The organism is Corynebacterium sp. DNF00584 (assembly GCF_001552965.1).
Lineage (GTDB): Bacteria > Actinomycetota > Actinomycetes > Mycobacteriales > Mycobacteriaceae > Corynebacterium > Corynebacterium phoceense.
In genome coordinates this window covers 164,751-187,815 of sequence record NZ_KQ959728.1, presented here as the reverse complement: position 1 = coordinate 187,815, position 23,065 = coordinate 164,751, and the positions used below count along the sequence as shown (strand labels likewise).

At 65.3% G+C, this 23,065-nt stretch carries 21 protein-coding genes; 5 read left to right on the top strand and 16 right to left on the bottom strand.

All coding sequences use genetic code 11. The annotated features are described in order from the left end of the window. Positions 1-195 precede the first annotated feature (195 nt). The 5 genes from lpqB to HMPREF0307_RS01245 form a co-directional block, all read right to left on the bottom strand. Entirely contained in the window at positions 196-1,944 is a 1,749-nt protein-coding gene (gene lpqB / locus HMPREF0307_RS01265; RefSeq protein ID WP_066485411.1) for an MtrAB system accessory lipoprotein LpqB, read from the bottom strand. Further along, entirely contained in the window at positions 1,941-3,590 is a 1,650-nt protein-coding gene (gene mtrB, locus HMPREF0307_RS01260; RefSeq protein WP_082723172.1) for an MtrAB system histidine kinase MtrB, read from the bottom strand. Before mtrB ends, lpqB begins: the two co-directional genes overlap by 4 nt. Positions 3,591-3,671: 81 nt before the next feature. After that, a complete protein-coding gene (mtrA, locus tag HMPREF0307_RS01255; protein ID WP_066485394.1) occupies positions 3,672-4,373 on the bottom strand; it encodes an MtrAB system response regulator MtrA in 702 nt (233 codons plus the stop codon). Between the two features lie 209 nt (positions 4,374-4,582). Then, on the bottom strand, positions 4,583-5,221 hold the full coding sequence (locus HMPREF0307_RS01250) for a dTMP kinase (RefSeq protein ID WP_066485393.1): 639 nt from the start codon (positions 5,219-5,221) through the stop codon (positions 4,583-4,585). A gap of 289 nt (positions 5,222-5,510) precedes the next feature. Further along, positions 5,511-5,861, bottom strand: coding sequence for a DUF4259 domain-containing protein (locus tag HMPREF0307_RS01245; RefSeq protein ID WP_066485392.1), 351 nt, complete (start codon positions 5,859-5,861; stop codon positions 5,511-5,513). 96 nt (positions 5,862-5,957) lie between these two features. Between HMPREF0307_RS01245 and HMPREF0307_RS01240 the strand changes: the two genes are divergently transcribed. Then, a complete protein-coding gene (locus HMPREF0307_RS01240) occupies positions 5,958-6,851 on the top strand; it encodes a hypothetical protein (RefSeq protein WP_066485388.1) in 894 nt (297 codons plus the stop codon). A 110-nt stretch (positions 6,852-6,961) separates the two neighbouring features. Here HMPREF0307_RS01240 and manA read toward each other — a convergent pair whose 3' ends face one another. Together manA and HMPREF0307_RS01230 are read right to left on the bottom strand one after the other, a co-directional pair. After that, a complete protein-coding gene (gene manA / locus HMPREF0307_RS01235; RefSeq protein WP_066485381.1) occupies positions 6,962-8,161 on the bottom strand; it encodes a mannose-6-phosphate isomerase, class I in 1,200 nt (399 codons plus the stop codon). A gap of 21 nt (positions 8,162-8,182) precedes the next feature. Beyond that, on the bottom strand, positions 8,183-9,316 hold the full coding sequence (locus HMPREF0307_RS01230; protein ID WP_066485377.1) for a hypothetical protein: 1,134 nt from the start codon (positions 9,314-9,316) through the stop codon (positions 8,183-8,185). 26 nt (positions 9,317-9,342) lie between these two features. On the opposite strand from HMPREF0307_RS01230, the gene cobA reads away from it, so the two are divergent. Continuing rightward, positions 9,343-10,068 carry a uroporphyrinogen-III C-methyltransferase gene (cobA, locus tag HMPREF0307_RS01225; protein ID WP_082723165.1) on the top strand — a complete coding sequence of 242 codons (726 nt, stop codon included), beginning with the start codon at positions 9,343-9,345 and terminating at the stop codon, positions 10,066-10,068. Here cobA and HMPREF0307_RS01220 read toward each other — a convergent pair. Genes HMPREF0307_RS01220 through HMPREF0307_RS01205 form a run of 4 tightly spaced genes read right to left on the bottom strand, consistent with a single transcriptional unit; the run spans position 10,038 to position 13,779 of the window. After that, a complete protein-coding gene (locus HMPREF0307_RS01220) occupies positions 10,038-11,045 on the bottom strand; it encodes a sulfite exporter TauE/SafE family protein (RefSeq protein ID WP_082723164.1) in 1,008 nt (335 codons plus the stop codon). The two genes, cobA and HMPREF0307_RS01220, sit on opposite strands and share 31 nt — an antisense overlap. 1 nt (position 11,046) lies before the next feature. Then, a complete protein-coding gene (locus HMPREF0307_RS01215; RefSeq protein WP_066485362.1) occupies positions 11,047-11,832 on the bottom strand; it encodes a sirohydrochlorin chelatase in 786 nt (261 codons plus the stop codon). A 13-nt stretch (positions 11,833-11,845) separates the two neighbouring features. Continuing rightward, on the bottom strand, positions 11,846-12,097 hold the full coding sequence (locus HMPREF0307_RS01210; protein ID WP_066485354.1) for a hypothetical protein: 252 nt from the start codon (positions 12,095-12,097) through the stop codon (positions 11,846-11,848). After that, positions 12,097-13,779, bottom strand: coding sequence for a nitrite/sulfite reductase (locus tag HMPREF0307_RS01205; RefSeq protein ID WP_066485349.1), 1,683 nt, complete (start codon positions 13,777-13,779; stop codon positions 12,097-12,099). Before HMPREF0307_RS01205 ends, HMPREF0307_RS01210 begins: the two co-directional genes overlap by 1 nt. Before the next feature lie 380 nt (positions 13,780-14,159). On the opposite strand from HMPREF0307_RS01205, the gene HMPREF0307_RS01200 reads away from it, so the two are divergent. Then, positions 14,160-15,515, top strand: coding sequence for an FAD-dependent oxidoreductase (locus tag HMPREF0307_RS01200; RefSeq protein WP_066485343.1), 1,356 nt, complete (start codon positions 14,160-14,162; stop codon positions 15,513-15,515). A 213-nt stretch (positions 15,516-15,728) separates the two neighbouring features. On the opposite strand, the gene HMPREF0307_RS01195 is transcribed toward HMPREF0307_RS01200, so the two are convergent. Both HMPREF0307_RS01195 and HMPREF0307_RS01190 read right to left on the bottom strand, forming a co-directional pair. Beyond that, complete coding sequence (locus tag HMPREF0307_RS01195) at positions 15,729-17,096, bottom strand: phosphomannomutase/phosphoglucomutase (RefSeq protein ID WP_066485340.1); 1,368 nt, start codon at positions 17,094-17,096, stop codon at positions 15,729-15,731. Between the two features lie 90 nt (positions 17,097-17,186). Beyond that, positions 17,187-17,675: a DUF3499 domain-containing protein gene (locus HMPREF0307_RS01190; RefSeq protein ID WP_066485336.1), complete on the bottom strand. Its 489-nt coding sequence runs from the start codon at positions 17,673-17,675 to the stop codon at positions 17,187-17,189. 98 nt (positions 17,676-17,773) lie between these two features. Between HMPREF0307_RS01190 and HMPREF0307_RS01185 the strand changes: the two genes are divergently transcribed. After that, on the top strand, positions 17,774-18,244 hold the full coding sequence (locus HMPREF0307_RS01185) for a metallopeptidase family protein (RefSeq protein ID WP_066485330.1): 471 nt from the start codon (positions 17,774-17,776) through the stop codon (positions 18,242-18,244). 105 nt (positions 18,245-18,349) lie between these two features. Here the strand turns inward: HMPREF0307_RS01185 and HMPREF0307_RS01180 are convergent, their stop codons facing one another. The 3 genes from HMPREF0307_RS01180 to HMPREF0307_RS01170 form a co-directional block, all read right to left on the bottom strand. Beyond that, entirely contained in the window at positions 18,350-18,649 is a 300-nt protein-coding gene (locus tag HMPREF0307_RS01180) for a WhiB family transcriptional regulator (protein WP_066485327.1), read from the bottom strand. Positions 18,650-19,130: 481 nt separating this feature from the next. Next, positions 19,131-20,207, bottom strand: coding sequence for a mannose-1-phosphate guanylyltransferase (locus tag HMPREF0307_RS01175; protein ID WP_066485325.1), 1,077 nt, complete (start codon positions 20,205-20,207; stop codon positions 19,131-19,133). A gap of 45 nt (positions 20,208-20,252) precedes the next feature. Further along, positions 20,253-21,152, bottom strand: coding sequence for a glycosyltransferase family 2 protein (locus HMPREF0307_RS01170; protein WP_369799407.1), 900 nt, complete (start codon positions 21,150-21,152; stop codon positions 20,253-20,255). A gap of 137 nt (positions 21,153-21,289) precedes the next feature. Between HMPREF0307_RS01170 and HMPREF0307_RS01165 the strand changes: the two genes are divergently transcribed. Continuing rightward, positions 21,290-22,921 (top strand): LCP family protein, encoded by a 1,632-nt coding sequence (locus tag HMPREF0307_RS01165; RefSeq protein ID WP_369799406.1) that lies wholly within the window; start codon positions 21,290-21,292, stop codon positions 22,919-22,921. Positions 22,922-23,065: the final 144 nt, after the last annotated feature.

Below are 23,065 nucleotides of genomic sequence, written 5' to 3'. Positions count from 1 at the left end.
GCCCGCGCACGAGCGCGGGATGACCAACTCCCCCAGCCCCGAAAGAAGATTCCCCAGCACCAATCATCACCCCATGATCCTTCACCCCATGAATTCTTCTGCTGCCCGCAAGACTAGGCCAAAAGCCCACCATGCGCGCGCTGAACGCATGGGAGCCGCAGCCAGGGTTTCGGGGTGCCCGAGCGCGACGAAGCGCTACTTCGCGACAATGGGCGCCGAGCGCATGCCTTGGAGGCCGGGGACCTCGCGCCAGAAGGCGGAGGTGGAATCTTCCGCGGAGACCTGCAGCGTGGCGTGTGCATCCGTGGCGAAGATGGTCGTCTGCGTCGCGGCGACGGAGACGACCGGCGCCGTGATATTGCCGCTGGGCAACGTGGACACAGCGGAGCCGTCCTGCTCGACGCGCCACACCGGAGTGTCGGGGCTCGAGGTGCCCACGACGAGGGAGCCATCCGGCTGCCAGTCGAGGGACAGGGCCATGCCGCGCAACTCGCTGGCGATTTCCGTGACGTTCGCAATGCGGTGGGCGCCGCCGTCCTCGCGCACGGTCACGCCGGTGTAGATCTTGCCGCCGATGATGAGCGCGACGCGCGCACCTGAGGTAGACAGACGCAACACGGAGATTTCGCCGTCGATATCGTCGAGCGCCGATGTATCGACTTCGGTTTCGACGATGCGGCCCGTAGCGGAGGACTGCACGAAGCGCGAGACACGTTTGCCGTCGACGACGGCCCAGGCGGCCTCGCCGCTGTTTTCGAAGGACGGCCGCGAGATGGTGTCCGCTTCCACGGAACGCTGCGGCGTGCCATCGAGATCGCCCATCAGCAGCTGCGACTTACCGTCGCCGAGCTGCGTGACAGCCGCGACGGTGCCCTCCGTCGAGATTTCCGCAGATTCGAGTCGGCCGCTGCGCCCCATTAAGCCGCCCACCGGAGTGGCGATGGTGCCGGTAACGCTCAAAATATTGCCGCCGTTGAGGGCGTAAAGGTTGCTAGCCTCGGTCGCCGCTGCGCGCGGGTTGTACTCGGCAAAGTCATCCGTGGTCATCTCGACCATGCCCGGGACGAGGGCGGCGCCATCGGCGATGACCTTGTACGGGCCCGCGACGCCCGCGTTAGACAGCGTCCACACGAGCTCCGCGGCAAAGTGCACGCGCTCTTCTTCATCGAGACCGCTCAGGCCAGTAAAGCGGTAAGCACCGTCCTCGATGCCGGCGAAGGCCGCGTCGTTGCCCGTGAGCGTGGTCACGGCGGGCGCGAGCGTAGCAGACGGGCCTTGCATGAGCAGCGTGATGAGCTGCGAGTCCAAGGCGTCGCTGCCGGAGAATACCCAACGGCGGTCCGAGATGAGCGAGCGCTGGTCGCGGTCGAAGAAGTAAAGGCTTTCGGGTTGGTACTGATTGCGCAGCTCGTTGCGTTCGATGACGACGCCGGCGGGGAGATCGGAGATACGCCATTGCCCATCCACCATCTTCATCTTCACCGTCGCCTCATAGGCGCCATTTTCCGCGCGGTAGGCGCCGCCGTCCTCAAGTGACCCGATGACGTTGCCACGCACGGCGAAGGCGCGCTCCTCGGTGTCGGCTTCGGCTGCCGCAGACGCGGAGTTCAAGTCGATGGCGTCAACGAGAAGCACCGAGCCCCGGGGATCCCAGGACTGCGTGGCATCATCCGTGAGGAAGGCGCGTGCCGCGGCATAGTCGCCACTGGGGATGGCCGAGGCACGATAGAAGTCACGAAGCAGCAGGTCCGGCTCCTGGTCCGGCTGCGGACCAACCACGGGCACGGCTTCTTGCTGAGGGGCAAAAGAACGCAGCACCTGCGGCGCGGTATTCGACGGCAGCGTCGAGCAGCCAGCAAGGGCCACGACGCTAGCCACTGCCAACACGGTGCGTGCCGGACGGTAAAGCGACGTGCGGTGGCGCGGGTTGGGGAACACTATCATTCGCTCTCCTCCTCGGATCGGGTCGCCTTCTCCGCCAGCGTTTCCGGCTTCCGCATCTGGCCGGGAGACTCGGGCTCCTCGTCGTCGAGGTCGGCGCTGGCTGAGGCGGCTGACGCCGTGGCCTGCAGCGTGGAGCCCTCGGCCGAGCCGTCGGAGGGGGCATCGGCAAGCTCGGCCTGCACAGACGGCAGCTCGAGGGCGATGGGATCATGGTCAATCTCGGCGCTTGGGGTACGCGGCAGGATAAGGCGGAAGCGGGAGCCGACGCCGAAGATGCCCGTGGCATCGAGCGAGCCACCATGGAGGACGGCGTCCTCGCGCGCGATGGCAAGGCCCAAGCCCGTGCCGCCGGAGTGGCGCACGCGCGAGGCATCGGCACGCCAGAAGCGATTGAAGACGAGCTCTTCTTGGCCGTCCTTGAGACCCACGCCGTGGTCCGTGACGGCGATGCCCACGGCGTCCTCGGTCTCCGCGATATCGACGTCAACGGGGTTGCCCTCCGAGTGGTCGATGGCGTTGGCGAGCAGGTTGCGCAGGATGCGCTCGATGCGGCGCGAGTCGCCCTCGACCGTGACCGGGTCGTCTGGGACGTGGAAGCGCACCTCGACGCCGAGTTCCTCGGCCAGATGCGAGGTCTGCTGCCAGGCGGAGTCGACGCAGCTGCGGGCGTCGAGCTGGGCCTTAGACAGATCCGCGACGCCAGCGTCGTGGCGGGAAATCTCCAGGAGGTCCGCGAGCAGCGCCTCGAAGCGGTCAAGCTCGCGGGTCATAAGCTCCGTCGCACGGCGCGTGTGCGGCTCGAGCGAGTCAGCGTCCGCCGCAATGAGGTCCGCGGCCATGCGCACCGTGGTGAGCGGCGTACGCAGCTCGTGCGAGACGTCCGAGGTGAACTGGCGTTGCAGGTTGCCGTACTCCTCAAGCTGCGTAATTTGTTTGGACAGCTTCTCGGCCATGTCGTTGAAGGACGACGCAAGGCGGCCCATCTCATCCTCGCCCTCAACGACCATGCGCTCCCGCAGGTGGCCGGCGGCAAGGCGCTGGGCAATGCGCGAGGCCGAGCGCACCGGCGCGATGACTTGCTGGGTGGCCAGCCAGGCAATGCCGACGAGGAGGACGACGACCACGACGGCGGCGGCAGACAGAAGGCCGCGCATGAGCGCCATCGTGGATTCCTCGGACTCCATGGACAGCACGATGTAGACCTGCGTGCCGGGGATATCCGCGTGTGCCGGGGTACCCATGACGAGCGCGTTGTAGTTGCCACCGTTGGCCTGATCGATATTCGTGAATTGATACGCGATCTGGTCCTGGGCGACGAGGCTGCGCAAGTTATCTGGGATGCGGTACCCCTCGGGCGAGGTGGTCTGCGTGCCGTCCGAGTTCTGGACAACGATGACGGGCTCGAAGGCCGCGTGGGACTCGCCATCCGAGCCAAGCTGGGTGAGCGACGCGCGCGCCGAATTGATGCGCACCTGCACGGAATTGCCGGTTCCGGTGGCGCTGATCTGCTGCTCGACCGTGATGCGGGCGCGATCGATTTCCTGCTCTGCCGCGGACAGCTTCTGGTCGATGAGCCGCTGTGTGAGGACGGAAATGAGCGCGTAGGCAAGAATGAGCATGACCACCGAGGAGGCGGCCAAAATCATGCCAATGAAGCGCACCTGCAGGGAGGAGCGCCACGAGTCGAGGAACCGGTCCTTGATCCGGCTTAAGCGAGTGAGAATGATTTACTCCCCAGCTGCACCGGCACCGACCTTGCCGGTCTTATAGCCCACGCCGCGCACGGTGAGGACGATCTGCGGGTCTTCCGGATCGTGCTCGATCTTGGCGCGCAGGCGCTGGACGTGGACGTTGACAAGGCGCGTGTCCGAAGCATGGCGGTAGCCCCACACGGACTCGAGCAGTTCCTCGCGGGTGTGAACCTGGCCGGGCTTGCGGGCCATCTCAAGGAGCAGATCGAACTCGAGCGGCGTAAGCGAGATTTCCTCCCCATCGACGCGGCGGACGGTGTGCTCCGGGACGTCGATGATGAGGTCGCCGACCTCGATGAGCTCCTGGGAGGTCGACTCCGTGCGGCGCAGGCGGGCGCGGATACGGGCGACGAGCTCCTTCGGCTTGAAGGGCTTGGTGATGTAGTCATCCGCGCCGGACTCAAGGCCCAGCACGACGTCGACGGTGTCCGTCTTCGCGGTAAGCATGACGATCGGCACTGAGGAGGTGCGGCGGATGGCGCGGCAGATATCCACGCCATTCATGCCGGGGAGCATAAGGTCGAGCAAAATGAGGTCCGGCTGGTGCTCCTCAAAGGCCGGTACGGCCTGCGCGCCGTCGGTCACGGCAATGGGCTCAAGCCCCTCCGATTCCAGGACGATAGTGAGCATTTCCGAGATTGCCGGATCATCGTCGACGACCAAAATCTTAGGGGCCACAGTAAACCTCGTCTCCTTCTCAAATGTGGCGCTGCCTGCACAGCGCCTCTATCCCGCACTGCCCACCCACAGTGGCACGCGACCTCCCGCCAACCGGCGTGGTCGCACACTGAGGGCATGCAGCGTTTCCTACCCAGTATGTCGGATCGGAGCGCCCCGCGCGATGAGCGGCGCGCGTGCCTTCCCCATGCTGGGACTTTCAGGGCCGCCTAGATCGCGTCCTCGCTGCCAGCGCCGAAAAGCGCGCGCACGGCCTCGATGACGCGGTCGGCATCGCTGGTCACAAGCCACGGCCCGCCCCACTCTGCGGCGGCCAGGCGCCGGTAGGCTGCGGCCGTATGCGCCTGCAGCGCGTCGTCTTTTTCGTATTCGTCCTTAGCGCGCGTCGCGTCCTGTGCGGCGCGACCCGCGGCACGCTCGGCTGCGAGAGCCACGTCCGTGTCCAAGAAGATCTGCAGGTCCGGGTGCGGAAGCTTCAAGCGGCCGAACTCCAGATCGTAGACCCACTGCACGACTTCAGGGTTGCCTTCGGCGCCGCCCAGGCGCGCGGAGGAGTACGCAGCGTTCGACGCGACGTAGCGGTCGAGTATGACCAGCTCCCCGTCGCGCGGCGCGATGTCGTCGCGCGCGCCACAGCGGTCGAGCGCAAAAAGCGTCGCCATGGCGTACGGCGACTGTGTCATATCCCCCATGCGCCCATAGAGCGCCTCACGTGCGAGCTGCGCATGAATGGACACCTCGTAGCGCGGGAAGGCGATGACGCGCACCGGCACGTCGAGTGCCTCACGTAGGCGACCGACGAGAGTGTTCTTGCCCGCTCCGTCGATTCCCTCGATGGCGACAATCATGGCGTTCCTTTCCCTGTTGTCCTGCACAGCTTTCCTGCACAGCTTTCCTGCACAGCTTTCGTGCGGATTCGTGCGCGCGGCATTTTCAGCGTGCGCGCGATATCCTCCCCGCACTATACGGCGCAACGACACCGCGTACAGCGATAGCCTCGAGCCACAGAGGGGTAGCTCGCGAGAGACGTTGACACCCCCATGCGTTCAGCCTTCTGCCCTGCATACAGCGGTGTAATCCCCGCTCCGGCGCACTCCGAGCGACTATTCGCCCTCGCGCGCCGTGTCACGGCGGTCCCTAGGACAAAGCCTCGGTGAAGGGCTCGAGATCCACCTCATCCTCAACGGATTCCAGCAGCTCCGCAGCCTTTTCATGTAGTTCCTCGTCGCCAGAACCGGCGAGCGAACGAATGAACGGGTATTCGGTAATGATCTCCCCCGCCGTAAAAGGCGCGCCGGCCCAAATGGCGGCGATCGTCGCCGCAGCAAGGCCGTTGCTTTCCTCGTCACCAGAGGCATCGCCGCTGGCAGCAAGCATAACGGCGTCACGCACGGCCTCCACGATATCCTCATCTTCGAGGTCGGCCAGCTCATCGAGGAAGTCTGTATTCACGTCAGAGCTGAGGATGTGCTCATCCCAGGTACTCATATTCTCTCCTTTATCAAAGGTCTAGGCCAGACGGCGACCATGGTATTGTCGTTACCAACTTGTTACCACAGTCATGTCACGAGAGGAATACCGCAGGTGAAAGCCGATACGCGCCGCGCGCTCATCTTCATCGTTGTCGGTGTGCTTCTTGCCGCCGGCATCGGTGCAGTTGTGTGGCGCCTCGGGACCCCAGGGTCCTCTTCCTCTGATCCTGCCATGAATGAGGCCGTCGGCGCCGGTGACATAGACCTACGCAGCACCCAAGCTGCGGGTGACGATGTGCACGACCACGTCTACGCCACGGAAACCGGTGATAGCAGCAAGTCTGGCCGCAACGTGGCACCGCTGGCGGATGACCCTTTCTTGGCACCAAACGCCGTGTTCAACACGAAGAAGCTGGATGCCAACCCCACCACGTATTACCGCCCGGGCAATATCAGCGACGGCACCGTCCTGCCCACGTCAACCCGCGGCCCCTCGGCACGGACGCAGATTCCCGCCACCATGGCGCCTGGTGCGACTGCGGCCCCCACGACTGTCATCACCGCGGTGACGGGCGACCTGCACCCGGGCGCGCCGACTTCCATTGGTACCTTGCCCACCAATGCGCCGGCCCCCGCGCCTAGCCCACGCGACTCCACGTCCAGGTCTGATGACCCGGCTCCGGCGCCCACCCATGCGCCCACGTCACAGCAGCCGACGCCGCGGCCCACCATTGAGATCCCCACGGATAAGCCGGCAGAAGGCCCCACGCGTGACGAGGACACGCCTGCTACCTCGACGGACGAGACCACTCCGGTCGAGCCCACGGAGACCACAAGCACGCAAGACACGCCGACGACCGCCACGAACGGCCACACCTCGCCGGCGAACGAACCCACGAGCGCCGACTCGCCACAGCCCACGGCTGACTCCCCCACCGCTGAGACCACCGGCGTGCACACGACCACGCAGGCGGATCCGCAAGAGCCCACGGAGCTGGCCAACTAGCGCGCACCAAGAACGCATTCGGCCCCGCTGTCTCCTTCGTTGTCAACGAAGGAAAGGCAGCGGGGCCATGGGCGTGTGCGGCGCCGTACGCGACCGGAACGAGGCGCGAACTAGGCGCGCGCGACGAAGAGCTGTGCCGGGGCGGCGGCAGCGGAGTCAACGGTGACCGTGACGGGACCGTCCGTAACGGGCAGCCAAGCGGCCTCGCCCGGAGCCAGAGAGGTCTCACCCAGCGTCACGGTGCCGTGCGTGCACAGCGCGATGGCCGGGCCGGTGGGGTTGAGCGTGCCCGTGGCACCAGCCGGCAACTCGTAGCGGTCGACGGTGAACTCGTCGGCCGGGGTGATGTATTCCTCGGCCACCGTGGCGGCCACAGAAAGGCCATCGCCCAGCTGTTGCGGGTGCACACGCGGCTCCTCGAGCGCGGCGAATTTGAGGACCTTGACGAGCTCGGGCACATCGACGTACTTGGGCGTCAAACCGCCACGCAGCACGTTATCCGAGTTCGCCATGACCTCCACGCCGAGGCCGTGGACGTAGGCGTGGAGCTGGCCTGCGTCGAGATAGACAGCCTCGCCCGGCGCGAGCTCGATGTGGTTGAGCAACAGCGCGCCCAGCACGCCGATATCGCCCGGGTACTGCTCGTTGATGTGGAGGACCGTATCCATGACGCGCGACATCCAGCCTTCCGGCACGCGCGGGGCCGCAGCGACGATGGCGTCGATGAGCTCGCGGCGTGCGGCAGAGGGAATGGTAATCCACGTCGTAAACAGCGCACGCAGGTTACCTTCCTCCGCGTCCGGGGTCTCCTCCGGCGAAAGCATGGACTGGTAGCGGTCGAGCTCCAGGCACTCGAGAGCAGCGAAGAGCTCGCGCGTGCGCGCCAGCGGGCGGAAGCCCGCCATGGCGTAGAAGGGGCTGAGCGCAATGATGATCTCCGGCTTGTGGGAGCCGTCCTTGTAGTTGCGCTTCGCGTCATCGAGCGCGATGCCCAACGCATTCTCACGGGCAAAGCCTTCCGCGGCCTGCTCCGGTGAGGGGTGCGCCTGCAAGGACAAGACGTCGTCTGCTGCCAAAATCTTCATGAGGAACGGCAGGCCGCCGGCCCACGGTGCGACACTGCGCGGGTCCGCGTCGATGACCTCGTCAAGGCGCGCGCCCGTCTCCGCGATCGTCGAGGGATCCCCAGGGTGGGCGCCGTACCACAGCTCGGCGAGGGGCTGGCCCGAAGGCTCAGAGCCCACGAGCTCGGGGATGAGCGTCCGTGAGCCCCAGGAATAGCGGCGTGCGGCAGGGACAATCTTGTCCATGAAGTCTCCTCTCAATCCGAGCTAGTGCTCGGAGGCATGAAAAGCTGTCGCGGCTAGGGCGCGCACAAGCAACTGCAAGGGATGTGCTGCGGCCGTAGAAGCCGTGACTGCGATATACGTGGGCGGCGTCGTTGATGCGCTGGAACCGGAATATTCAGCGGAATCCGGTTCTTCAACCGACGCCATAGGATAATCCTGACTCGGGGCACCCGCCAAGCCCTGCGGGCTCTCGGGTGCGCCATCCCAGATAAGCACCTTTGACAGTACCATTGGCGGACCGTCAAGGAAGGGATCGTAGAACGGGTCGGCGCGATCCGCGCCCTGTCCCGTGCTCTCCGCGGCGCGGCGCTCGAGCACCGACGGGACCAGCTCCGGCTCGACGTAGGTGCCGCCCAATCCGCCTGCTGCCCACAGCGCCGCGGCGACCTGCGCCACGGCACCGCCAGTGTGGATAACGTGCGTTCCTTCCACGGCGTTGCGCAGCGCACGCGCAGGGTTGACCGCCGCGTCACGCTCCGGGGAGAGCATCTCCAGTTCCTGGTCGAGCTCGTCCGCCAGCCCCACGAGGTACTCCGTGGTCACCGTCGCCGGCTGATGGAAGGCATGGAAGATAGCCTCCAGTCCCGCGATATAGCGCGCGGGCGAGGTTCCTTCGGCCGTGGGCAGGGCCTCGATGATAAGCGTGCCCTCTGCGTCTCGAGCGTCCTCGGCCAGCGGGCCGCGCGCAGGGCCCAAGTACACGGTCTGCGCACCGCGCCGCGCGGCGGTGAGCAGCGCCTGCGAGGCCCAGTCACAGGAGCCTCGCTCGCCCAGCACGACCACTGTGTCGAGTGCTCCCACGAAGGCGGGCAGCTGTTGCGTCACCACAACGGGAACACCGGTCTGCTGGTCCGCCACACATTGCGCGCACGCGCGCGCCACAGCGTCCGTGGGCAGCAGGACGACGGCGCGCGGTGTCGCACCAAAGAGCAAGGATTCCAGGGCGGAGGTTGCCCCCGACAAGACGCGTACCTGGGCGCCTTCGTGCGCGACGTCGAAGAAGCGGACGGTTTCCGGGTCATAGTCGCTGGAACCAGACCAGTATCCCGGCTCCGCAGCCTCGTGAGAACCGTCACCGCCCAGCTCGGGGCGGTCCTCCCAGTTCGAAGTGTTCATGGTCCCCCACCCTATACTGATCTCCCATGACATATCCTGTGATTTTGGTAGGCGGCGGCCCCGGCACATGGGACCTCATCACCGTCCGTGGCCTGCGCGCGCTCGAGCAAGCAGAGGTCATCCTCGCCGATCACCTCGGGCCTGCCGCACAGCTCGAGGATTTCCTCGATACCTCCGATAAAGAGATCATCGATGTTTCCAAGCTCCCCTATAGGAAATCCATCTCGCAGGAGAAGATCAACGAGCTGCTCATCGAGCACGCTCGCGCCGGCAAGCGCGTCGTGCGTCTCAAGGGCGGCGATCCTTATGTCTTCGGCCGCGGCTTCGAGGAGCTGCAGGCGCTCACGAACGCAGGCCTTGCCTGCGAGGTCGTCCCCGGCGTCACCTCCGCGATTTCCGTCCCGGCGCTCGCAGGCGTGCCCGTCACCCAGCGCGGCGTCGTCCACGCCTTCACGGTCGTCTCCGGCCACCTCGCCCCCGGCCATCCCAAGTCCCTCGTGGACTGGGAGGCGCTCGCCCGATCCGGCGCCACGCTCAGCGTCATCATGGGAGTGAAGAACGCCGGGAAAATCGCCGAGGCCCTCCTGGCTGGCGGTCGTCCCGGGTCTACCCCGGTCGCCGTCATTCAGGAGGGCACCATGTCGGGTGAGCGCACCTTCCGCACCACGCTCGAGGGCCTGGGCGCGCTCATGGAGGGCGAGGCCATCGCCCCGCCCGCCGTTTACGTCATCGGCGAGGTCGCCGGACTGTAGGCATACTCCCGCGCGCTTGCCGATGCCCCCTCACGCGCAGCGTCGTCTTCTCCCTCGCGCGCAGCGTCGTCTTCTCCCTCGTCCGCCGCAGGCTCCACGGTCGCACCGTGGAGATCCGCGGTATCCGCTTCCTTGCGCGCCGCCCGGTAGGCCAGCGTGCCGCGGACGGTGAGCGTCACACCCACCACGCCGAGGACCACGAGGACCCACGCCGGCGCATCGACGACCTTGGGCACGTTGAGCACGACAATGGCCGTGCCCACCACCCCGCCCAGCGCGACCGGGTTAATACGCGAGATAAGCCACGCTGCGATAGGCGCCGCGATAACGCCACCCACGAGCAAAGCCGCGACGGCCGCAGCGTGCGCGACGATCTCGTCCCACAGTCCCAGCACGAAGCCGAGCGTCGCACCCAAGGTCACGAGGAACTCCGAGGCGCTCACCGTGCCCACAATACGACGGGGCTGCTCGCGGCCGATCGCCATGAGTGTCGACGTGGACACCGGGCCCCAGCCGCCGCCACCAGTGGCGTCGACGAAGCCACCCACGCTGCCCAGCCCAATGAGGAAGGGCGTCGAATGCATGCGTCCGGCCTGAGGGTCGCGGCGCACGCGGCCGCGCGAGAAGCGCCACACGAGGTTGCAGCCAATCGCAGTGAGGATGGCCCCGGTCACCGGCGCCGCCGCATCCGTGGAGATCCGCGACAGGACCGTCGCTCCCAGGAATCCGGCAATGCCGCCGGGCACGCCAAGGCGCACCACCGTGGGCCAGTGCACGTTGCCAAAGCGCCAATGGGAGGCACCGGAGACCAACGTGGTGCCCAACTCTGCCGCATGCACGATGGCGGACGCCTGTGCAGGGCCAAGGCCCGCGAGCAACAGCACCGTCGTGGACGTGACGCCAAAGCCCATACCAATGCCACCGTCGACCAGTTGCGCGGCGAAGCCCGCCAGTGCAATAAGAATAAGCGTGCGCATATTAATTCCTTACTGTGACAGAGGTAGCGTGGCCCCGCAACGGGAAGCGCACGGGGGCGACTTGTCCGCTGTGACGGGCATGGACCACCCCGGGGGCGCCACCGCGCGCACGGGCCGCGACAATGGGCGCAAGTGCCGCGCCGAGGGGCTCAGGAACGCCGCCGTCGTAGGTCTTTCCAATGCGATGCACGCCGCGCGGCTCGAGCAGGTCAAGTAACAGGCCCGGCGCGACGAAGAGCGGGAGCACCTCGGCGCTGCCATGCGTCGCACACTGGGCATCCACGCCGGCCAGGCCATACGGGGTGCCCGCCGCCTTCGTGGCGAAGATGCACGAGGTCGACTGCCCCGTGAGATCCCCCACGCGCACCGCGAGCCGCTCGACAGCGGCGTTGGCCTGCGCATTCGAGGAACCCACGGAATAGATCACGAGGTGCGCGCTCGGATCGTGCACGCGAGCTGCAAGCAGTGCCGCGATATCGGAACCCGTGCCCAGCACGGGCGCGACGCGCAAGTCCACGCCGGTGAGCTCAGAGGCTTCCGCCGCAACCGTGGGCACGTCCACGCGGGCGTGGTAGCCCTCAGTAAAGAGCAAGGGCACGACCGTTGCCTGCGTCTCGCCGGCCAAGGCGAGCGTGAGGGCGGCATCGGCAAGCGTGGGCGCGGTGAAGTCCAAGTACGCGGCGCGGGTGACCTCGCCGGTGAGATCTTCGGTAGCCCGGGCGAGCTCCTCTACTGCACCGGCCGCGGCAGGGTGCCGCGAACCGTGGGATAAGACGATGATCGCCATGACGGGGAATCCTTTATGACTGGGGACGGGCGGAATGTCCGTGCCGGCGCAGGGAGTCCTGCAGGGCTTGGGCAGCGGACGGGGTGGCGGACGCCGCCACGGGGGCGTCGTCTTGGCCGTGGAACATGACGGAGAAGACGCGCAGGCACGCGCTGCAGCGCCACGCGAAATCGCCTTCCTCATCCGGGAAGAGCGACTCGGACGCGCAGTACGGGCAGTACGCCGGGTGGTTGCGGTTCGGGTTGGGCTCGCGGCGGAAACGCATTACTTCAGCAGCTCCTCGTCGGCGCGCACGACCCAGTCACGGAACTGCTCGCCGGGCTCGCTGTTCTCCTTGAAGTTCGTGACGACGCGGGTGACGTACTCGCCCACCTCATCCGCGATGACCTTGTGGCCGCGCAGCTTGCGACCCCAGGCCTCCTCGCCCAAGCCGAGCGCGCCGCCCAAGTGCACCTGGAAGCCCTCAACGCGGTTGCCCTCGTCGTCCGTGACGGTCTGGCCCTTGAATCCGATATCGGAGACCTGCGAGCGAGCGCACGCGTTAGGGCAGCCGTTGAGCGAGATGGAAATCGGCACGTCGAGGTCGCCCACACGCTCCTCGAGCTCATCGACGAGCTGGATGGCGCGCGCCTTCGTCGTCGCGTGCGCGAGCTTGCAGAACTCCAGGCCGGTGCAGGAGATGATGCCGCGGCGGAACTCGGAGGGTTCCGGGTACAGGCCGGTCTCATTAAGCGCAGCCTTGAGCGGCTCGATTACTTCTTCCTTGATATCGAGGAAGAGCAATTCCTTCATGGGCGTGGTGCGGATGCGCTCGACGCCGAAGCGGTCTGCGACGTCCGCGATGGCGATGAGCTGCTCACCCGTCGCGTGGCCGACCGTCGGCTTGACACCCACGTAGTAGTTGCCGTCCTGTTGCTTGTGGACACCGAGGTGGTCGCGATTGCCCAGGTGCGGGGCGACCGGCTCCGCGCGCTCGAGCGGCGCGTCAAGGTACTCGGTTTCGAGCACCTCGCGGAACTTGTCGATGCCCCACTCGGCGACGAGGAACTTGAGGCGCGCGCGGTTACGCAGACGGCGGAAGCCATAGTCACGGAAGATGCTCACCACACCGTGCCAGACCTCCGGCACGCGCTCAAGCGGGACGAAGACGCCGAGCGAGCGCGCGAGCATGGGGTTGGTGGACAAGCCGCCGCCCACGAAGCAGTCGAAGCCCTTGCCGAGCTCGGGGTGCTCGCGACCGACGAAGGCGATGTCCTGAATCTCGTGCGTCACGTCCTGACGGGCGTTGCCGGAAATCGCGGTCTTAAACTTGCGGGGCAGGTTCTGCACGTCGTCGGAGAGCAGGTACTTCTCCGTAATCTGGTCGATAGCCCAGGTGCCGTCGATAATCTCGTCTTCCGCGACGCCGGCGACGGGCGAGCCGAGGATGACGCGCGGGACGTCACCGCAGCCCATGAGCGTGGACAGGCCCACCTTCTCCAGCTTCTCCCAGATAGTGGGGACGTCCTCGATCTGAATCCAGTGCAGCTGAATATTCTGGCGGTCCGTAAAGTCCGCGGTCGAGCGGGCGTAGTCGCGCGAAATCTCGCCCACGGTGCGCAGCTGCTCCGGGGTGACGCGGCCGCCATCGAAGCGCACGCGCATCATGAAGTACTCGTCCTGCAGCTCGGTATTGCTCAGCGTGGAAGTGAGCTCGCCGCCTAGGTTCTGCTTGCGCTGGGTATAGAGGCCTAGCCACTTAAAGCGTGGCGCCAGGTCTTCGGCCGGGATGGAGCTAAAGCCCTCCTTGGAGTAAATGTCGATGACGCGCTGGCGCGCGGACAGGCCCGGGTCCTCCTGCTTAATGACCTCGTCCTGGTTCAGCGGCTCGGTGCCGTCAATCTTCCACTGGCCTTCCGGCTTCTTTTTCCTTGTGCGGGGCGTGCGCTCGCGGGTCGCGGTCGTCATGGGGTGCTGTCTCCTGAATGCTCATCGATGCCGCCGTGTGCGAGTGGCGGTCACGTGCGTTGTGCTGTGTTTTTGTCGTTCCGGCGGCGCGGGATATATGGCCCACACCACAACTGGATTGGCAACCACGCTAGTGAAACAACATGGTTCAAACAATATAGACAGCTTGGTCTTTAAAATTCATACCGTATTACCTGCCACTTTGGGACGAATGAAATTGGGGGACTTGCCCACCCACGCAAAGATGAGTTCAATAGGACGCGCATACCGTATGCCCCTAGCCTGGGCATTCGGCACTATGATGGATATATTTATGAACAGATACGTCTAGTTGCGCACCGAAGCACTAGACACGAGACCACTGTGGAAAGGGATCTTTCATGACTTCACCCCTGCGCGTCGCCGTCATTGGCGCTGGCCCTGCCGGAATTTACGCCTCCGACATCCTCGTCAAGAAACTCTCCGGCAACGTCCAGATTGACCTCATCGAGCAGATGCCGGCCCCCTTCGGCCTCATCCGCTACGGCGTGGCTCCGGACCACCCGCGCATCAAGGGCATTATCAAGTCCCTCCACCGCGTCATGGAAACCGAGCAGATCCGTCTGCTCACCAATATCCACGTCGGCCGCGACGTGACTGTCGAGGAACTCCAGGACTACTACGACGCTATCGTCTTCGCGACGGGCGCCGTGGGCGACCGCCACCTCAACATCCCAGGCGTCGACCTCGAAGGCGTCCACGGCGCCGGCGAGTTCGTGGGCTTCTACGACGGCAACCCGCGCTTCAAGCGTGACTGGGACCTCTCCGCTACCGAGGTCGCCGTCGTCGGCGTGGGCAACGTTGGCCTCGACGTCGCCCGCATCCTCGCGAAGACGGGCGACGAGCTCCACGTCACCGAGATCGCGGACAACGTGTACGAGTCCCTGAAGAAGAACAAGGCAGAGACTGTCCGCGTCTTCGGCCGCCGCGGCCCAGCCCAGGCAAAGTTCACCCCGCAGGAGCTCAAAGAGCTCGACCACTCCCCGACTATCAACGTCGTTGTCGACCCAGAAGACATCGACTACGACGAGGCCTCGCTGGAAGCTCGCTCTAACTCCAAGTCCCAGGACCTCGTGTGCCAGGTGCTCGAGCAGTACGCCATCCGCGAGCCTAAGGAGGCTCCGCACACGCTGCAGATTCATCTCTTCGAGCAGCCCGTGGAAATCCTGGGCGAAAACGGCAAGGTGACCGGCATCAAGACCGAGCGCACCGCCCTCAACGGCGACGGTTCCGTCTCCGGCACCGGAAAGTTCACCGAGTGGCCGGTCCAGGCCGTCTACCTCGCCGTCGGCTACCGTTCGGACCCGATCGAGTCCGTGCCGTTCAACGATGACCGCCACGTCATCAACAACGACGGCGGCCACGTCACCTCCCTCGACGGCGAGGTCGTCCCTGGCCTCTACGCCACCGGCTGGGTCAAGCGCGGCCCCGTGGGCCTTATCGGCAACACCAAGTCCGACGCCACCGAGACCATCGGCATGCTCGTCGCCGACTATGAGGCAGGCAAGCTCTCCCACTCCCACGGCGAGGACTTCACCGAGCTGCTCAAGGATAAGAGCGTGGACTACCTCACCTGGGACGGCTGGAAGAACCTCGATGCCGCCGAGCGCGCCGCAGGCGAGGCCGAAGGCCGCGAGCGCAAGAAGTTCGTCGAGTGGGAAGACATGGTCTCCCAGTCGCACAACTACCAGATCTAGGCTTTCCAGCCCCGACACCACCGCCGCCCCGCGGTCCGCTTCGTGCGGACGGCGGGGCGGCGCGGTATTTTCTGCACCCCGGTCGAGTGCACGGGGGTCGTCTTTGGGTTGTATGGCTTCAGGCCGGCAGCGAGGGCCTGAGATGATAAAAACTCACAGTACACAAAACCGCCGGCCTGGAAACCAGGACGGCGGCGAGCGGCGCGAAGCGAGCTACGCGCGAATGATGGCGAGGACCTCGTCAACGATTGCTTGGACTTCCTCGGCGGTCTTGGCCTCGACGTTGAGGCGCAGGAGCGGCTCGGTGTTGGAGGCGCGCACGTTGAACCAGGCCTCGGTATCCTTGAGCTGCACGGTCACGCCATCGAGCTCGTCAACGGACTCGATCTTGTCAGCCAGCGCGTCGAGCACGGCCTGCGTCGCTGCCTTCTGGTCGGCGACGGTGGAGTTGATCTCACCGGAGGCCTCGTAGCGAGAGTAGTCCGCCATGAGCTCGGAGAGCGGCTTGTCGGACTCGCCCAGGGCCGCCAGGACGTGCATCGCGGCGAGCATGCCGGAGTCCGCGTTCCAGAACTCCTGGAAGTAGTAGTGCGCGGAGTGCTCGCCACCGAAGACGGCCTTCTCCTTGGCCATCTGAGCCTTGATGAAGGAGTGGCCCACACGCGTGCGCACGGCCTTGCCGCCGTTCTCCGCGATCATCTCCGGCACCGTCTTCGAGGTGATGAGGTTGTGGATGATCGTCGCACCCGGGAATTTCTTGAGGTAGCGCTCTGCAACGAGCGCGCAGATAGCCGAGGGGCTCACCGGGTGGCCCTTCTCGTCCACGACGAAGCAGCGGTCCGCGTCACCGTCGAAGGCCAGTCCGATATCGGCGCCTTGCTCGACGACGAACTTCTGCAGGTCGACGAGATTCTTCGGATCCAGTGGGTTGGCCTCGTGGTGAGGGAACGTGCCGTCGAGCTCGAAGTAGAGCGGGCGCAGGTCGAAGGGCAGGCCCTCGAATACCTCGGGGACGGTGTGGCCACCCATGCCATTGGCGGCATCGGCAGCAATGACGAGCGGACGGGACGCCTCGAGCGGCACCAGGCCGCGCAGGAACTCCGCGTAGTCCGGCAGGACCTCGCGCTCGGTGATGGTGCCAGGCGCACCGTCGAAAGCGGGCACGCCCTCGACGAGCATGTCCTTGATGGTCTCCAGACCGGTCTCCTGGCCCACCGGCACGGCGCCAGCGCGGCAGAGCTTAATGCCGTTGTACTTGGCCGGATTGTGGGAGGCGGTGAACATCGCGCCCGCGTGGTTCAGGGAACCTGCCGCGAAGTACAGCTCGTCGGTGGACGTGAGATTCAGCTTGATGACGTCGAGGCCTTGGGAGACGACGCCCTCCGCAAAAGCCTGGGACAGCGCCGGCGAGGACGGGCGCATGTCGTGGCCGATGGCGACGGTGGTCTCACCCTCGCCGCGCAGGATGGACGCGTACGCCGCACCCGTGTCCCGAACGAGGTCTTCGTCGATATCCTCGCCCACGACGCCACGCACGTCATAAGCCTTAATCACTGCATTGAGCTGTTCACGAGTTCGCATAAGCCCCAAGTGTAGCCCCCATTTTCGGCGAACCGAACACGCGACGGCCCGGCGTCACACTTAGCCAGCGTCTTTATGGCGAGCTTTCAGCTATTCCCCAGGCTGTCCAGGCTCCCGAGCGTCGCTCGCGTCCGCGTCGTCCGCATCCGGGACGACGTGGAGATGCGCGCGCCGCGCCGCCCGCACGTCAGCCACGCGCCGCATGCGGAAGACCGGGTGATTAGACCGCGCCGGATCCGCACCATCAAAGGTGGGCTCGTAGTCGATGGGATCGCGCGCGCCCTCATCGTTTACTTCATCCGTGACGCGTCCGCCGGCGCCGACGGCCTCGGCTAACGCTAGGAGATCATCGTCATCATCGAGCTCCACGCGGTCCACGCGTACGAGTTCCCAGCCATGCGGCGCAGTAATCCGCGAGGAGTGGTGTTCGCACAGGTCCCAGCTGTGCGGATCTTTCTCCTCGCTCAGGGGACCCACGACGGCGGTTTGCTCCGCGTAGGCATATGTGAGCGTTGCTACGGCAGGGCGGCCGCAGCCAGGACGCGAGCAGTGTCGTTCGGCGGGTCGTTGGTGAGTCACGGTCCCCTAGTCTAGTGCCCACCGGCCCAAAGTTGGGCAGGCCCGCGCGCGGCGTGGTTGCCTCCGCGACGTGTGTGCGCCGCCTACAATCTACGGCCATGACCACCGCGCGCCCCCACATTCGCCCGTTCCGTGACCGGCGTGGACGCGGCGCGCGCGGGCCCCTTCTCCCCCAGCAGAGCCCGCGCTTCCGCAGCCGCTCCGAGCTTTTCGATGCCGCCGTGCTTGAGGCTTACGCACCCCTCCAGAATTCCTATGCCCGGGAGCTCTCCGGCGTGGACATCGCCGTCGACACCGTGCCACGCATGCGCCTGCGTGCCGATATGACGGTTCTGCCGGATGAAATCATCGCTGACGGCCCAGTGCCGCTGGGGCGTCTGCTTCCCGCCGGCGTCGACGTCCGGGGACGTCCCACACGCGCCCGCTTCGTCGTTTTCCGCATGCCCATTGAGGAGCGCACCACCAACCACGCCGAGCGCGCAGAGCTGCTGTCCACCGTGCTCACCGCGCTTGTGGCGACGTACCTCAACGTCGAGCCGCAGGATATCGACTCTCGGTTCAACTGGTAAGCGTCACGCTCTAGCTGCAGAAAACCCGAAAAATCCCCTTTCGGGGACCTTCACCGTCGCGCTCGCCTTGTGGCGAGCGCTTTTATACGCCGCGTACGCGGGCGTTTAGCCTATTTGGCGCTTGAGGCGGCGACGCTCGCGGTCCGAGAGCCCGCCCCAAATTCCAAAGCGCTCGTCGTGTTCGAGTGCGTATTCCAAGCACTCATCGCGCACTGCGCAGGCTTGGCAGATGCGCTTCGCCTCACGCGTCGAGCCGCCCTTCTCTGGAAAGAAAGCTTCCGGGTCGGTCTGCGCGCACAGCGCCTGGTCTTGCCACTCTTGCTCAACAGCGCCAAAGAGTTCATCCAACGACAGCGCCGCCGCAGCAGCGCCACGGAGATTGGCGTTATTAGCCATGTCGTCCACGCCGTTTTCCTTTCTCCGTTGGTCGTATCCGCCACGGGCTGCGCCTACAACGCGCCCGGGGGACCTTGTTCTGATTCCAAGGGCGGCGGGGCCCATCCTCCCACTGACGGTGATGTCGATGGAGAGTCACTGCTCCCGCCACGCTTTCTTACACACTTGTGATTTAACCCGCCGCCACTAAATATCGTCAACCTGCGGGAGCTGTTTTTTACCTGAGAACCACGAACGTGCAGCTCGTTTTTAACATCCGCCACATTGATCACAATAAAACCATTCAGGGGGCAAAAGCCGGGGGTACTACATCTAGTGGCAGCAAGGATCGACACTCACAATTTCGCACAATCCTCGGCGTGTCGCACCACTGCGCCGAAAAACTTTTCCCCCCCTTTCGACACGCAGCCCGCGACGCACGAAAGGCCCAACCCGCAGCTACAGGGATTGGACCTTTGCATGGCCGCGCCCGCACACCGGGCTGGGCGTTTTAGGCGTCAGAGCTAAAGCGCACGCCTGCGTCCGGAATCTGCACACCCGGAAAGACGCGCATGCCGCCTTGCAGCTCGCAGCGCGCACCAATGGTGGCGCCTTCGCCGATGACGCAATTGTCGATGTGCGCGTTCGCACCCACGTGGACGCCCGAGGCGAGGATGGAGTTCGTGATGACGGCGCCCGGCTCTATGGTCACTCCGTCAAAGACAACGGTGCCGTCGATACGGCAGCCCGCACCGACCTCCGAGCCGCGACCCACCGCGGTACCCGAGAGCAACAGCACACCACCGGCGATGCCCGCCGAGGGATCGACGAAGGACTCGCCGGTGTGGCCCTCGAGGAGCGGCGACGGCGCAATGCCACGCACGATGTCGGACGAGCCACGCACGAAATCATCCGGGCGGCCCATATCGCGCCAGTAGGAGTTGTCCACGTGGCCGAAGACGCGCTTGCCTGCCTCGAGCAGCTGCGGGAAGGTCTCGCGCTCCACGGAGACCACGCGGTCGGCCGGGATGGACTCGATGAGTTCCTTCTTGAACACGTAGCAGCCCGCGTTGATCTGGTTCGTGGGCGGATCCTCGGTCTTTTCCAGGAATGCCGTGACCTGGCCGTTGGAATCCGTGGGCACGCAACCAAAGGCGCGCGGATCGGACACATTAAGAAGGTGCATGGTGAGGTCTGCATCCTTCTCCTCGTGCGCAGCGAGGATGCCATTCAAGTCCATGCCAGAGAGCACATCGCCGTTGAAGACCATGACGGTGTCATGGCGCAGCTTATCGTAGACGTTGCGAATGCCGCCGCCGGTGCCCAGAGCGGTCTCCTCGACGACGTACTCAATGTCGAGCCCGAGCTCCGAACCGTCGCCGAAGTATTCCTCGAAGACCTCTGCCTTAAACGACGTGGACAGTACGACGTGCTCGATGCCCGCGGACTTGATGCGCGCCAGCAAGTGCCGGAGGAAAGGGTAGTTCGCCGTGGGCAACATCGGCTTCGGCGTACTGATTGTCAAGGGGCGCAGACGCGTACCGCGGCCACCCACGAGGATGACTGCGTCTACTGCAGGAGCAACCATGAAATAAATAATCCTTGTCTTCAGGGATGTCTATCGCGAAAGAGTTTAGCCCTTTCGCGCCGTAGCAACGGCGTAGCACGCCCGCAGACGCAGCCCTATTTTGAGAGCCCAGCGCACAGGTGCCTGCCACCATGCCGGATGACGGTCCGCCTGGAAGCGATAGGCCGAGTCGTGATGAGCACGCAGCATGGCGCCCGCATGCGCCTGCGTCGAGTGCCCTTTGGCGTGCGTGATGATGGCCTCGGGACAAAAGACGTTTTCCCAGCCCGCCCGCGTAAAGCGGTCGCCCAAGTCAACGTCTTCGAGGTACATGAAGTAGCGCTCGTCGAAGCCGCCGATGGCCTCAAACGCATCCCAGCGCACGAGCACGCACGAACCCGACAGCCAGCCGGTGATGCGTTGGCGCGTCATGTCCGCGTCATTGCGGTAGGCCTTCGACCACGGATTGGACGGCCACACGGTACCAAAGAGCGCATGGCCGATACCGGTGGCCAGCGTAGGAATGGCGCGGGCGGACGGGTAATTCGTGCCATCCGGCTCCACGATGCGCGGCCCCACCGCCGCCGCGCGCGGCCAGGCCTCCGCGCAGGCGATGAGCGCGTCGAGCGCCCCGTCCCCGAAGGTGACGTCAGGGTTGGTAATGAGGAAGAAGTCATCGCGAATAACGCCCTCGGCAGCGAGCTCGCGCAGGCGCGCGGCGCCCGCGTTCATGCCGCCGCCGTAACCGATGTTTCCGCCCGTGTCGAGGAGCTCAACGTTGGGGCGCTGGGCCGCGGCGGCCTGAGGCACGCCATCGGTGGAGCCATTATCGGCGAGGACCACGACGGCATCGGCAGCCGTAGCAGCGGGCAGTGAATCCAGGCATGCGGCAAGGTAGTCCCCCGGTGAGAATGTCACCGTGACTACTCCTAATGGCCGCTGCGACCCCGCGTGTGCATGTTTCACAATGCGGACAACTCTACACTGCACTGCACCGATCTAATACGTGACAATCGCCATGTCCGTTAAAAAGATCGGGTCTCACTCGCCTACACTGCTTCACAGTTCACCTTGTCTACCTTTTCTATAGAAAGCGATCCTCCGTGAGCCCTGACATGCCACGCCCCGTGCGCGATATTAAACCCGCGCCGACTCGGGCTCGCAGCCTCACCCAAGCCGGTTCCACCTCCCTCAAAGTGGTCCTGGCCGTCGTCGCCGTGCTCGTCATGCTCGTCTCCGGCACCGGCTATGCCCTCGTGGGACGCCTCGGTGGTGAACTCGGCTCCATCGACAACCTGTCGCTGGGCAACGGTGACAAGGGCTTCAAGGACGGCAACAACGCTGACGGCGCCATGGACATCCTCCTCGTCGGCTCCGACTCTCGCGTTGACGCCCAAGGCAATACGCTCAGCCAGTCCGAGCTCGATGCTCTGCACGCGGGCGTCGATGATGGCGAGCACAACACGGACACCATCATGGTCATCCGTATCCCCAACGATGGTTCCCGTGCCAGCGCCATCTCCATCCCGCGCGACACCTACATCAACAACGGGCCGGAGTACGGCAACATGAAAATCAACGGCGTCTTCTCCGCCCACGAGTCTGCACGCAAGGATGAACTGGCTGCCGAAAACCTCGAAGCCGAGCAAGCCGGCGAGAAGCCCAAGTACACCGACAAGGACATCGCCGCCGAGGGCACGGCTGCCGGCCGCGCGGCGCTCCTCGAGCAGGTCCGCGACCTTACCGGCATTGAGATCGACCACTACGCCGAAATCGGCCTCGTGGGCTTCGTGCTGCTCACCGAGGCCGTGGGCGGCGTCGACGTGTGCCTCAACGCACCAGTTAAGGAGGAGCTCTCCGGCGCGGACTTCCCCGCCGGGCAGCAGACCTTGAACGGCGCCCAGGGCCTGGCCTTCGTGCGCCAGCGCCACGAGCTCCCCCGCGGCGACCTCGACCGTATCGCCCGCCAGCAGGCCTTCACCGCCTCCCTCGTATCCAAGCTCCTGTCCTCCGACACGCTCACGAATCCGTCCAAGCTCTCCAAGCTCTCCACCGCCGTCGAACGATCCGTGAGCTTCGACTCCAACTGGGACATCATGAGTCTAGCGAGCCAGCTCTCCGGCCTGGCCGGCGGCAACGTCACGTTCAACACCATCCCCGTGACCTCCATCGACGGCCAAGGCGACTACGGCGAATCCATCGTCACCGTCGACGTCGCCGAGGTGCACCGCTTCTTCGACGATCTTGCAAAGACTGCGGAAGAAACAAGCGAATCCGCCACCCCCTCGGCCACCGACACGGGCGAAAAACCCGTCGCGGATAACCTCGAGATCCACGTCCTCAACGCAGGCGATGTCAGTGGCCTGGCCGGTGGCGTGGGTTCCTGGCTGGAAAAAGTCGGCTACACCGTCGCCCGCACCGCCAACGCCGACCCGGGTATCTACTCCGAGTCCCAGGTTGTCGCCGCTGACCCCGAGTCTGAGACCGCAAAGAAGTTCGCTGAGCAGCTCGGCGGCCTGCCCATCACGGCCAACGCCAACCTCGACGAGAACACGCTCATCGTCGTCACCGGCAATGACTACACCGGTCCGTCCGACCAGGCACAGACGGATGCCTCCGCCGCGGAGGACAGCACCTCCGAGGAGCCGGTTGGCACCCCGGGCGCCGACTTCGGTACCGCTGAGGTCTCCCCGGAGATCAGCGCTGGCGGGGATTCCCCGCGCTGCGTGAACTAACTGCATCGCGCACAAAGAAAACGCCGAAGGCGCCGAACTCCTTACGGGGTCGGCGCCTTCGGTGTCTCTATCTCTCTCAAGGTGTCCCCTCCGGGCGACGACAAACGCCACCCGCGCGGTGTCTCACGCCGCGTACCCCGGGAC